We start from the raw sequence: 11,942 nt of genomic DNA on the forward strand, positions 1-11,942 counted from the left end.
TCCGGACGTGAGACGTGGGTCACGACCGGTGTCGGAGTCCTTGGGGAACCGGCTGCCCCCGCGTTACGGTCGTACACATAGCAGGCACGGATCGGCGCCGCACAGGACACCTCGAGCAGCAGGCGGCTTGCCCACCTACCGCCTGGTCCCGATAGCATCCACCGGGACAGCACGCCGTCCCTTTATCACTCGATCCCCGCGGTGGCCCCCGTCCAGGTGCCTAGCTCTGCCAGTCGGGGCCCGCGACTAAGGTATTCGATGCCCATCAGCCCGTCCCCTCACTCCTCCGCTCCGGTCGGCGATGCCCTCGCCCCGGCGAACGGTCGACGCCCTCGCGTCACCATCGCGCGCGGAGCCACCCCCTGGTTCGTCCCCACGCTGGCCACCGCCGCCCTCACCACCGCCCTCACCAGGCGGAGCGGCAAGTGGGCCGTGGCGGCGGTACCGGCCTGTGCGCTCAGCGCCGGCATGCTGTGGTTCTTCCGCGACCCCGAGCGTGAGATCGGGACCGGCAGGGTCATCTCACCCGCCGACGGTGTCGTGCAGTCGATCGACGCCTGGCCCGACGGCCGCACCCGCGTGGCCATCTTCATGAGCCCGCTCAACGTGCACGTCAACCGCGCGCCGCTGCCCGGTACCGTGACGTCCGTCGAGCACGTCGCCGGCGGCTTCGTCCCGGCGTTCAACAAGGACAGCGACCAGAACGAGCGGGTCGTGTGGCACTTCGACACCGAGCTCGGCGACATCGAGATGGTGCAGATCGCGGGGGCCGTGGCCCGTCGCATCGTGCCGTACGTCGACGCCGGTACCAAGGTCGAGCAGGGTGACCGGATCGGTCTGATCCGTTTCGGTTCCCGCGTCGACACCTACCTGCCGGCCGGCGTCGAGGTCGGCGTCGAGGTCGGCCAGAAGACCACTGCCGGGGTGACGCGCCTTGACCGTGACTGATCCTGAGACGCTAGTCGGCCTCAACGAGGACGAGGAGACGGACCTGCGCCGCCGCCGCTGGGCCCGCGACCGCGAGCTCCGCGCGCCGCGCTCGCCGCAGCACCTCTCCACCGCCGACTTCCTGACCCTGGGGAACGCCGTCTGCGGCTTCCTGGCGATCTACTCGATCACCACCGGGGTCCTGATGCCGCACATCACCGGCACCTCCGCCGCCGGCCCCGACAAGCACAGCGCCGCCACCGCGGTGACGCTGCTGCTGATCGGTTCGATGTGCGACCTGTTCGACGGCCTGGTGGCCCGCAAGCTGCGCTCCTCGGCGCTCGGTGCGGAGCTCGACAACCTGGCCGACCTGATCAGCTTCGGCATCGCCCCGGCCTACTTCGTGGCGGTCTGGGGCATCGTCAGCCCCGGGCAGGACCAGCGCTTCTCGGCGCTGATCGCGCTCACCGTGCTGCTGGCGGTGGTGCTCCGGCTGGCCCGGTTCTCGGCCGTGAAGATGCAGCCGGGGATCTTCCAGGGCATGCCCTGCCCGATGGGCGCCATGACGGTGATCGCGATCGTCCTGCTGGACCCGCCGTTCGTGCCGGGCCTGCTGATGATCTTCGGCGTGGCGTACCTGATGGTCAGTCGGATCGAGTACCCCAAGCCGCAGGGCCTACTGGCCACCGCCACGCTCTGCTGGATCGTGGTCTCGATCGGCTGCCTGGCGGCCTGGGCGGCCGGTCTGCCCGGCGGCGACGCCCTGATGCACGTCGGTGCAATCGCCCAGATCGCGCTGGCCGCGATGGCCCCGCTGCTGGTCATCCGCCGCAAGGTGGGCCAGAAGGTCGGGGACGTCCGCGCCCGCCGCGCGGAGTCGCGCGGCTGCTGACGCCGGACCGGTACGCGAAGGGCCCCTCTCCCGCTCGGGAGAGGGGCCCTTCCGTTGCTCTGGGCCCTGGGTCCTGTCCGGGCGATCTTGTCGGATCAGCGTGCGGCGTCGGGCGCCCGGCTGGGCGTGCGGCCGGGCGTGCGGCCGGAACGGCCTCGTACTGGGTCGTACTTGGGCGTTCCGGCCGTGCGTCCAGCCGGGCTGTGACATCAGCCGCCGACGCGGCGGGTCCGATGTCGCACGGCCGGCAAGATCGCCCGGACAGGACCTAGCAGGGGCCCGGGGAACAGCGACGCCGGCCTCGCGGAACGGCGCACCCGTTCAGGAGGCCGCGCGCGGTCACGGGCCGATCGGCAGTCGACCTGCCCGCCGCCTCTCCCCGAGCCCCTTGGAAGCGAGTCTGGGCAGGGCGGCTTAAGCGCCGCCCTTGTGCACGCTAAAGGCCGACCGCCGGGCCGCCCTGGCCACCGCCGGGTCCGGGTGCACCCCGGCGACGGCGGTGAGGACGGAGGCGGCGCGGGGGTGGCCGGACTGGCGGGCCCGGTTGAAGAGCCGGACCGGCTCCCCCGCCGAGGCGCCCTCGACGTGACCGACCAGCAGCCCGGTCTCGCCGTGGTCCAGCACGGCGGCGGCGGTGTCGACCCAGAGCCAGGCGGCGTCCTCGGCCGTCAGGACGTCCGAGGGCAGCACCCCCACCTCGTCCGACTGCTCGGCCAGCCAGAGCAGCGCGTAGGGGCGCAGGACGCCCTCGTCCACGGCTGCCCGGACCGCCTGCTCGGCGGTGCCGCCCGCGACCCGGAGCGCCTCGAAGGCGAGGCCGCGCAGCAGCGCGTCGTCGCCCCGGGCGGCGTCCAGCAGCTCGGCCACCGCGCGGTCCACCGGCCGGGCCGCGACCCAGGCCCGGTACTCGGCCCTGGCGGGGCCGGGCGAGTAGCTGGCGCAGGCGTCCAGCAGTTCCAGTGCGCTCTGCTCGATATGGCCGGCGGCGGTCTGCGCGACGGTGCAGATCTCCTCCAGCTTGGCCCGGACCGCCCAGTGGCCGAGCGGCGAGAGCTCGGCCGCCTCGTCCTGCCGGGTGAGCGCGCCGACGGCGGCCAGGCCGTCGAGCATCCAGTCCAGTACGGCCGCCACGTCGGCGGGCGAGTGCGGGGTGTCGATCTGCGGCTCGCGGCAGGTGCCGCGGACGGCGGAGACGGCCGAGGCGGCGTGCGGAACGGGCGACAGCGGGGTCGCCCCGGCGGCCACCCGGCGCTCGTCCAGGCCCCGGCGCAGCAGTTCCAGCAGCTCGCTGTCGGCCACCGGGCCGTCCACCAGGTGCAGGAAGGAGAGCAGCTGGGGCGCCTGGTCCACGGCCTGCCCGGCCAGCACAGCGAAGACGCCGCGCATCGCGGCGGGCGGCATCGGGGCGACCAGCGTCCAGGCGTCGAAGAGCGCGGACCAGCCGCGGATCACGGCCTCGTCGTCGTGCTCCCAGGCGTGCAGCCGCCACCCGGGGGTGGCACCGCCGTCCCGGGCCTCGACCAGGCCGACCAGCAGCGCCTGGCCCCAGGCGTTGGCGGCCGCGCCGACGGTCATGGCGAGCGCCCGGCCGGCCGCGCGGGCGTCCTCGGGCAGCAGTTCGCCGCGCTTGTCGACCTCCCCGAGCTCACCGGCCCAGCGGGCGATCCGCACGGCGTCGGCCAGCATCCGGCGGGCCAGCGGGGCCAGCTCGGCCGGTGCGGGGAAGCCCTCCGGAACCGGGACCCGGCCACGGCCGGGCTTGGGTGCGGGGGTACGGGGGCGGGGGTTGGGGGTGCTGCCCGGCTGTGCGGTGTCACCGCGGCGGGCCGTGCCGGGGAGACGGGTCACCGTCGCCCCGGTACCGATCGTCGGCGGGAGCGGGGCATCACGGTCGCGCGAATTCCGAGACGTCACGCCGTGCAGTCTTCCCCGTGCGAAGGCGTTCTGTCACATCGCCTTTTCCCGGGCCGGGGGCAAACCAGACGCCAGCGGTCATTTCACGGGCCCGGCGGCCGCGCGGGGCGGTTCTCCTCACAGCAGCGGGGTGAGCCAGCGACGGAGGGTCTCGGTGTAGCCGGTGGGGTCGGCGTTCCAGAGGGCGGCGTGCTCGGCGCGCGGGATGGCGTGCAGGCTGACCAGGTCTCCGCGCAGGTCGGCCAGTCGGGCGGCGGCGTCCCAGGGGGCGATCGAGTCGGCGGGGCTGTGCAGCAGCAGGGTGGGCATGTCCAGGTCGGCGCCGGAGGCGAGTCGGGCGAAGCCGGCCAGGTCGACCCTGCTGCGGCCCTCGGCGGCCAGCGCGCCCAGTTCGGCCAGCGCGGCGGAAACCCCGGACCGGGCGCGTTCCCGCCGGACGGTCTGCGACCAGTCCAGCACCGGCGAGTCCAGCACCAGCCCGGCCACCTTCTCCGACCAGGCGGTCCGGGCCGCGGCCTGCAGCACCATGGTGGCGCCGACCGACCAGCCGTACAGGATCACCCGGCCCGCGCCGCTCTCCATGGCCAGCTGGATCGCCGCCTCGACGTCCTGCCACTCGGTCTCGCCGAAGTGCCCGAGCCGGTCCGGTGAGGACGGTGCGCCCTGGTCGCCCCGGTAGGTGATGCTCAGGCTGGGCAGTCGGAGCCGGTGCAGCAGCGGGAGGACGGGCAGCGCCTGCGAGCGGTCCGTGCCGGGGCCGTGCACCAGGATGACCCAGGTGCCGCGGGTGCCGTCGACGTACCAGGCCGGGAGGTCGCCGAGTTCGCCGATGACGGTGGTGTCGCGGTGGTCGAGGCCGAGGGCGGAGCGCGGGTCGCCGACGTACACCCGCGGTGTCAGTTCGACCTGGTCGCCGATCCGCAGCGAACCGCCGTCCACCTGCTCCAACCGGCGGGTGACGGTCTGCGGGCCCGTGCCGAGCACCTCGCCGACCACCGCGTGCCCGCCGTCGGGCCACTCGAGCGCGTACCGTCCCGGCCGGGTGGTGGCGGTGCTGCGGGTGAGCACCACCCCGCCGGGGGCCAGGTCGTGCACCCGCAGGTCGGCGCCGGCACCGGGCAGCGCCCGGCCGGGCCTGACCACCCCGTCGGACGCCCTGCGGCCGAGCAGCAGGACGGCGGCGGTGCCGGCTCCGACTGCGGCGGCGGCCACCATGGCCGCGGTTCCCCAACGCATTGCGCTCCCGGTGTGCTGTGGGCGGACGGGACGTTGCGGTCCATTCCACCGGGGCCGACCGCACCCCGCCACCGGAGCGGGGCCGTCGGTGGCGGAAACCGACGGTCCGTCAGACCGGGATGTCCGTCCGGTGCCGGGACAGCAGCTCCCAGAACCGCTGCGCGTGCGGCTTGGCCGACTGCTGGTCGGCCGGGGCCGGCGAGGAGCCCCAGTGCATCGGCACCAGGTACTCGCCCTGGAACTCCGCGAGCGTCTCCTCCAGCACCGGCCGGGGCACCGGCACCAGGCGGGCCACCGGCTTCACCTGCGACTGCCAGCGGCCGTCCACGCACTGGCGCAGACAGCGGTCGAGCTCGTCCTGACGGTGGGTCACCCGCACCAGCATCCGCAGTCCGATGCCCAGCGCATGGGCCAGCGCGTGCGTCTGTCCGGCGTCGCCGCCCCACTTGCCGGCCAGCTCGGCCTGCTCGTACGCGCGGAGGGTCACACCGATCCGGTGGGCGGCCTGGTCCTGGGTGAGCTCGCGGGCCACCCGGAAGTCCCGCAGGGTGGCCGGCGCGGTGCCCATCAGTTGGGCGGGCGGGCACCAGAGGGCCCGGGCCAGCGCGATGAACTCCTCCTCGGACGGCCGGAACTCACCGGTCTCCCAGCCGATCACGTGGCTCGGCAGCAGGCGGATGCCGTGGGCCGCCATTCCTTCGGCGACCTGATCGGGGGTCAGGCCGAGACCGGCCCGGTGGGCTCTGGCCGCGGTCGGCGAGAAGGGCACGGGCGTGGGGGCGGGCGGTCTTCGTCGCATGCCATCAGACGGTAGGACCGGGGCGGACCGGCGGATCACCCGCTGAACGCACGAAGCGAGGGTGTCCGGTTTGGTGGGTCCTTGGTGCTTCCCACCAATGCTGACGGCTGATCAGACGTTGTACTCGGAGGTAACCACGGGCGCCGGCCCGTCCGGGGGCTCGGGGCCTGCTGAGCGGCTCCGCCTCGGCAGGCGGTGCGTGCCGGCTGTCGCAGGTGACCCCGGCACCGGACCTCCTGGCCCGCGCGGCGGAGCCACCCGCCCGGACAGTGCGGCCCCTGCCTTCAGCTCTGCGTCGCGAAGAGCTCGTCGAGAGTGGCCGGGGTGGGCAGCTCACCGGTAGGGGTGAGCTGGTCGACGGCGGCGGGGAGCTGGGCGGCGAGGTGTCGGGCGACCTGGTCGGGAGAGAGGCCGGACTGTTCGGCGAGGGCGTCGAGCTCGCGGTCCGGGAGGGCCGCGGCGAGTTCGGGGCCGGTGACCGGATGGTTGGCGCCGGTGCCGACCCAGGACTGGGCCTGCGGGCCGAGGCCGCCCTGGGTGAGCTGGTGGAGCAGGGCGGCGAGACCGCCCGCCGCGCCCTGCCCACCGCCGAGCGTGCTGAGCAGCATGGCGAGCAGGTTGCCCCCGCTGCCGTCGGCGTTGCCGCCGAGGAGTCCGCCGAGAAGCTTTCCGAGATCGGTCATGACCGTCCTCCAGTTCGGGCGCGGACCGACGCCGCGCCAGGGCCAGCTTCACCCCCGGGGAACGCCCCCGCACGGCGGGGCGAACGGACGTGTGACCAACCCCTCCGCGCCCTTTGTTGACTGCCCGTCCGGCCGCGTGATGGGATCCTTCAGCCAAACGGAGGCAAGCAGAGGAAGCCGGTGCGAGTCCGGCGCGGTCCCGCCACTGTCACCGGGGAGCACTCTCGACGTACGGTCACGACGGCCCGCCCCGGCGGCTGTTGGAAGGCCCGGGAGTGTGCCGGACCCGGAAGCCAGGAGACTCTCGCCCCCGGTACGTCGATCCAGGGCGCGGACCCTGAGTGAGGACACCCACGCCATGCCGGCAATCCAGGACCGAGCCGACACCTCCCCGTCGTGCGCCGACTGACCCCCGCGCTCCCGTTCCTGCTCGGCTCCGTCGCCGGCTACCTGGCCGACGCGGGGTTCGGCGATCCCCGGCGGGGTCACCCCGTCGCCGTCTTCGGCTCGGCCGCCACCCGGTTGGAGCGCCGGCTCTGGCGCGACCACCGTCCGGCCGGCGCCGCGTACACGGCCGCCTGCGTGGGCACCGTCGCGGCCGGGACGGTGCTCGCCGAGCGGGCGCTGCGCCGGGCGCCGCTGGCCCGGTCCTGCCTGGCCGCCGCCGCGACCTGGACGGTGCTGGGCGGCACCTCGCTGACCCGGGAGGCCCGCGCCATCGGCCGCTCGCTCCGGCGGAACGACCTGACGGCCGCCCGGGAGCAGCTGCCGCACCTGTGTGGCCGGGACCCGAGTGCGCTGGACGGTCCGGAGATCGCCCGCGCGGTGGTGGAGTCGGTCGCCGAGAACACCGCCGACGCCGTGGTGAACGCGCTCACCTGGGGGGCGCTGGCCGGTACGCCGGGGCTGCTCGCGTTCCGGGCCGTCAACACCCTGGACGCGATGGTCGGCCACCGCTCGCCGCGCCATCTGCGGTTCGGCTGGGCCTCGGCCCGGCTGGACGACCTGGCGGGCTGGCCGGGCGCCCGGCTGACCGCACTGCTCACCGTGGCGGCCGCGCCCGAGCCGGGTACGGCCTGGCGGGTCTGGCGCCGTGACGGCTCGTCACACCCGAGCCCGAACGCGGGCCAGGCCGAGTCGGCCTTCGCGGGGGCGCTCGGGGTGCGGCTGGGCGGAACCCTGCGGTACGGGGAGCGCTTGGAGCACCGGCCAGTGCTCGGCGGCGAGCTGCGGCCGGTGACGGTCGACGACATCGAACGGGCCTGCGCGCTCTCCCGGCGGGTCGGCGCCCTGGCGCTGGCGGTCACCGTGACCGGCCGGGCCCTGTACACCTGGAGGAAGTCGTGAGCGGGTCGCTGCTGGTCGCCGGGACCACCTCGGACGCGGGCAAGAGCGTGGTCACCGCGGGCATCTGCCGCTGGCTGGCCCGCCAGGGCGTCCGGGTGGCCCCGTTCAAGGCTCAGAACATGTCGCTGAACTCCTTCGTCACCGCCGACGGCGCCGAGATCGGCCGCGCGCAGGCGATGCAGGCGCAGGCCGCCCGGGTGGAGCCGGAGGCGGCGATGAACCCGGTGCTGCTCAAGCCCGGGGCGGACGGCCGCAGCCAGGTGGTGCTGCTCGGCCGGGCGGTCGCCGAGGTCGGCGCGCTGGACTACCGCGAGCGCAAGCCCGTCCTGTTGGAGCGGGCGTTGGAGTGCCTGGCCGACCTGCGGAGCCGGTACGAGGTGGTGGTCTGCGAGGGCGCCGGCTCCCCCGCCGAGATCAACCTGCGGGACCGGGACATCGCCAACATGGGCCTGGCCACGGCGGCGCGGCTGCCCGTGGTGGTGGTCGGCGACATCGACCGGGGTGGGGTGTTCGCGGCCATGTACGGGACGCTGGCGCTGCTCTCGGCGGAGGACCAGGCGCTGGTGGCGGGCTGGTTCGTGAACAAGTTCCGGGGCGACGCCCGGCTGCTGGCCCCCGGTCTCGAGATGCTGCGCGAGCTGACGGGCCGTCCGGTGCTCGGCACCCTGCCGATGCTCTCCGGCCTGTGGCTGGACGCCGAGGACTCGCTCGACCTGACCACCGTGGTGGACCGGGGCGCGGTGCGCGGCCCGGTGGGGGCGGACGTGCTGCGGGTCGCGGTGGTCCGCTTCCCGAGGCTGTCGAACTTCACCGACCTGGACGCACTGGCGCAGGAGCCGGGCGTTCTCGTCCGCTGGGCCACCCGGGCCGAGGAGCTGGCCGACGCGGACCTGGTGGTGCTGCCCGGCACCCGGGCCACCGTGGCCGATCTGGAGTGGCTGCGCGAGCGCGGTCTCGAACCGGTGCTCAGGGCCCGGGCGGCGGCGGGGCTGCCGGTGCTCGGGGTGTGCGGCGGCTACCAGATGCTCGGTCAGGTGATCGAGGATCAGGTGGAGTCGAAGGCCGGCACGGTCGAAGGGCTCGGGCTGCTGCCGACCCGGGTGGTGTTCGGCCGGGAGAAGGTGCTCGCCCGGCCGGTCGGCGAGGCTTTCGGCGAGCGGGTCGAGGGGTACGAGATCCACCACGGCGTGGTGACCGTTGAGGGAGGGGATCCCTTCTTGGACGGCTGTCGGGTCGGGTCGGTGCGGGGCACCACCTGGCACGGTGCGCTGGAGAACGACGGCTTCCGCCGGGCGTTGCTGCGCGAGGTGGCCGAGCAGGCGGGGCGGGCCTTCGTCCCCGCGCCGGACACCTCCTTCGCCGCCGCCCGGGAGGAACGCCTGGACCGGCTGGGTGACCTGATCGAGGAGCACGCCGACACCGACGCGCTGTGGAAGCTGATCGAGGGCGGCGCGCCCGCCCACCTGCCGTTCGTCCCACCCGGGGCACCCCGAGCTACGGAGACCGACCGATGACCGACGTGCGTTACCCCTTCACCGCGATCGTCGGCATGGCCGACCTGCGGCTCGGGCTGCTGCTGAACGCCGTCTCACCGGCCGTCGGCGGGGTACTGGTGCGCGGCGAGAAGGGCACCGCCAAGTCGACCATGGTGCGGGCCCTGGCCGGGCTGCTGCCCTCGATCGACACCGTGCCGGGCTGCCGGTTCGCCTGCGACCCCTCGTCCCCTGACCAGCAGTGCCCGGACGGCCCGCACGGCGCCGTCCCCGGGCAGGAACGGCCGGCGCACCTGGTCGAGCTGCCGGTCGGCGTCTCGGAGGACCGGATCGTCGGCTCGCTCGACCTGGAGCGGGCGCTGGCCGAGGGCGTCAAGGCGTACGAGCCCGGCCTGCTGGCCAAGGCTCACCGGGGCGTGCTCTACATCGACGAGGTGAATCTGCTCCAGGACCACGTGGTGGATCTGCTGCTGGACGCCGCCGCGATGGGCCGCTCGTACGTCGAGCGGGAGGGCGTGTCGGTCCGGCACGCGGCCCGCTTCCTGCTGGTCGGCACGATGAACCCGGAGGAGGGCGAGCTGCGGCCGCAGCTGCTCGACCGGTTCGGCCTCACGGTGGAGATCGCCGCCACCCGGGAGCCGGACGAGCGCGCCGAGGTGGTCCGTCGGCGGCTGGCGTACGACGCGGACCCGGACGGCTTCGCGGCCCGGTTCGCGGCCGAGGAACGGGAGCTGGCCGAACGGATCACCGCTGCCCGGGAGTTGCTCCCACAGGTGGTGCTGACCGACGTGGCGCTGCGGCAGATCACCGCCGTCTGCGCGGCCTTCGAGGTGGACGGGCTGCGCGCGGACATCGTGATGGCCCGGACGGCCGTCGCGCTGGCCGCCTGGGAGGGCAGGACCGAGGTGAACGAGCAGGACGTCCGCAAGGCCGCCCAGCTCGCGCTGCCGCACCGGCGGCGGCGCAACCCGTTCGACGCCCCCGGGTTGGACGAGGAGCAGCTCGACCGGACCCTGGACGAGCACTCCGAGGGGCCCTCGGAAGGACCCTCCGAGGGCCCGGAGGACGACGGCCCGGACGGCGACGGCGGCGGTGCCCCCGAGCCGCAGGGCGACGCCCCCGACGGCTCGACCGCCGCCGAAGAGCCCGCCGGTGAGCCCGAGGTGCCCGCGCAGGCCCAGGGCGGCGGCAGCAAGGCCCCGGTGGCCTCGGCCGGGGAGCCGTACCGGACCCGGCTGTTCAAGGTGCCCGGCACCGGCAAGGGCGCCCAGGGGCGCCGCTCCCCCGCCGAGACGGACGGCGGGCACACCATCAGGGCCCGCCGCCCGCAGGGCCACCTCAGCCGGCTGCACCTGACCGCCACCCTCCGGGCCGCCGCGCCGCACCAGGCCGCGCGCGGGCGCGACTCGCGGGCGTTGGTGCTGCGCAAGGACGACTTCCGCGAACAGGTGCGCCAGGGACGGGAGTCCAACCTGGTGCTGTTCGTGGTGGACGCCTCCGGGTCGATGGCGGCCCGGCAGCGGATGACCGCCGTCAAGGGCGCGGTGCTCTCGCTGCTGATGGACGCCTACCAGCGGCGGGACAAGATCGGCATGATCACCTTCCGGGGCAGCGGCGCCGAGCTGGCGCTGCCGCCGACCTCCTCGGTCGAGGTCGGCGCGGCCCGGCTGGAGCAACTCCCCACCGGGGGACGGACTCCGCTGGCCGCCGGGCTGCTCCGGGCACACGAGACGCTGCGGGTGGAGCGGATGCGTGACCCGCACCGCCGTCCGCTGCTGGTGGTGGTCACCGACGGTCGGGCCACCGGCGGCCGGGACGCCCTGCCGCAGGCCGCGCGGGCGGCCGGACTACTGGCCGCGCAGGGCGTGGCGAGCGTGGTGCTGGACTGCGAGTCCGGCCACGTCCGGCTCGGCCTGGCGCACACGCTGGCGGCCCAGCTGAACGCCTCCGCCGTCACCTTGGACGACCTCAGGGCCGAGGGCGTCGCCGCCCTGGTGCACGCGCACCGGCCCTCCTCCCCGATGCGAAAGGCAGCTTGACCATGCCGAAGGGCCAGCCAGAGATTGTCCCCGACGACGGTCTGACCACCCGTCAGCGCCGTACGCTGCCCATCACCGCCGTGCACACCGGGCCCGGCAAGGGCAAGTCCACCGCCGCCTTCGGGATGGCGCTGCGGGCCTGGAACCAGGGCTGGCCGGTCGGGGTGTTCCAGTTCGTCAAGTCGGCCAAGTGGAAGGTCGGCGAGGAGAACGCGCTCAAGGTGCTCGGCGCCTCCGGCGAGGGCGGCACGGTGGCGTGGCACAAGATGGGCGAGGGCTGGTCCTGGGTCCAGCGTTCGGCCGACATGGTCGAGTCCAGCGAGGAGGCGGCCAAGGAGGGCTGGGAGCAGGTCAAGCGCGATCTGGCCGCCGAGACCTACCGCTTCTACGTGCTGGACGAGTTCACCTACCCCATGCACTGGGGCTGGGTCGACGTGGCCGAGGTGGTCGAGGTGCTGCGGAACCGCCCCGGCAACCAGCACGTGGTGATCACCGGCCGGTACGCCAAGGACGAGCTGCTCGAAGTCGCCGACCTGGTCACCGAGATGACCAAGGTGAAGCACCCCATGGACGCCGGCCGCAAGGGCCAGCGCGGTATCGAGTGGTAGTCGG

10 protein-coding genes and 1 riboswitch are annotated in these 11,942 nt (G+C 74.5%); of the genes, 6 read left to right on the top strand and 4 right to left on the bottom strand.

Annotation, left to right across the window (positions count from 1 at the left end; genetic code table 11):
• The first annotated feature begins 258 nt into the window (after nucleotides 1-258).
• Both ACKUU6_RS08980 and ACKUU6_RS08985 read left to right on the top strand, forming a co-directional pair.
• Nucleotides 259-948 carry a phosphatidylserine decarboxylase gene (locus tag ACKUU6_RS08980; RefSeq protein WP_221503563.1) on the top strand — a complete coding sequence of 230 codons (690 nt, stop codon included), beginning with the start codon at nucleotides 259-261 and terminating at the stop codon, nucleotides 946-948.
• Nucleotides 935-1,819 carry a CDP-alcohol phosphatidyltransferase family protein gene (locus ACKUU6_RS08985; protein ID WP_407987954.1) on the top strand — a complete coding sequence of 295 codons (885 nt, stop codon included), beginning with the start codon at nucleotides 935-937 and terminating at the stop codon, nucleotides 1,817-1,819. Before ACKUU6_RS08980 ends, ACKUU6_RS08985 begins: the two co-directional genes overlap by 14 nt.
• A gap of 414 nt (nucleotides 1,820-2,233) precedes the next feature.
• Here ACKUU6_RS08985 and ACKUU6_RS08990 read toward each other — a convergent pair whose 3' ends face one another.
• From ACKUU6_RS08990 to ACKUU6_RS09005, 4 genes are all read right to left on the bottom strand, one after another.
• On the bottom strand, nucleotides 2,234-3,667 hold the full coding sequence (locus ACKUU6_RS08990; protein WP_407987955.1) for a hypothetical protein: 1,434 nt from the start codon (nucleotides 3,665-3,667) through the stop codon (nucleotides 2,234-2,236).
• Between the two features lie 183 nt (nucleotides 3,668-3,850).
• The gene (locus ACKUU6_RS08995) at nucleotides 3,851-4,969 is read right to left on the bottom strand and encodes an alpha/beta hydrolase family protein (RefSeq protein WP_407987956.1); all 1,119 of its coding nucleotides are present in this window, start codon (nucleotides 4,967-4,969) and stop codon (nucleotides 3,851-3,853) included.
• Nucleotides 4,970-5,078: 109 nt separating this feature from the next.
• A complete protein-coding gene (locus ACKUU6_RS09000) occupies nucleotides 5,079-5,768 on the bottom strand; it encodes a helix-turn-helix domain-containing protein (RefSeq protein ID WP_407987957.1) in 690 nt (229 codons plus the stop codon).
• Nucleotides 5,769-6,052: 284 nt separating this feature from the next.
• Complete coding sequence (locus ACKUU6_RS09005) at nucleotides 6,053-6,451, bottom strand: YidB family protein (RefSeq protein ID WP_407987958.1); 399 nt, start codon at nucleotides 6,449-6,451, stop codon at nucleotides 6,053-6,055.
• Between the two features lie 169 nt (nucleotides 6,452-6,620).
• Nucleotides 6,621-6,755: riboswitch (cobalamin riboswitch) on the top strand.
• A 101-nt stretch (nucleotides 6,756-6,856) separates the two neighbouring features.
• Here ACKUU6_RS09005 and ACKUU6_RS09010 point away from each other — a divergent pair.
• From ACKUU6_RS09010 to cobO, 4 genes are read left to right on the top strand one after another with little or no spacing between them, the layout of a single operon-like run.
• The gene (locus ACKUU6_RS09010) at nucleotides 6,857-7,798 is read left to right on the top strand and encodes a cobalamin biosynthesis protein (RefSeq protein ID WP_407992072.1); all 942 of its coding nucleotides are present in this window, start codon (nucleotides 6,857-6,859) and stop codon (nucleotides 7,796-7,798) included.
• The gene (locus ACKUU6_RS09015; protein WP_407987959.1) at nucleotides 7,795-9,312 is read left to right on the top strand and encodes a cobyric acid synthase; all 1,518 of its coding nucleotides are present in this window, start codon (nucleotides 7,795-7,797) and stop codon (nucleotides 9,310-9,312) included. Before ACKUU6_RS09010 ends, ACKUU6_RS09015 begins: the two co-directional genes overlap by 4 nt.
• Complete coding sequence (locus tag ACKUU6_RS09020; RefSeq protein ID WP_407987960.1) at nucleotides 9,309-11,330, top strand: putative cobaltochelatase; 2,022 nt, start codon at nucleotides 9,309-9,311, stop codon at nucleotides 11,328-11,330. Before ACKUU6_RS09015 ends, ACKUU6_RS09020 begins: the two co-directional genes overlap by 4 nt.
• 2 nt (nucleotides 11,331-11,332) lie before the next feature.
• A complete protein-coding gene (gene cobO, locus ACKUU6_RS09025; RefSeq protein WP_407987961.1) occupies nucleotides 11,333-11,938 on the top strand; it encodes a cob(I)yrinic acid a,c-diamide adenosyltransferase in 606 nt (201 codons plus the stop codon).
• The last annotated feature ends 4 nt before the right edge of the window (nucleotides 11,939-11,942 follow it).

The organism is Kitasatospora sp. CMC57 (assembly GCF_045866025.2).
In the GTDB taxonomy this organism is placed as follows: domain Bacteria; phylum Actinomycetota; class Actinomycetes; order Streptomycetales; family Streptomycetaceae; genus Kitasatospora.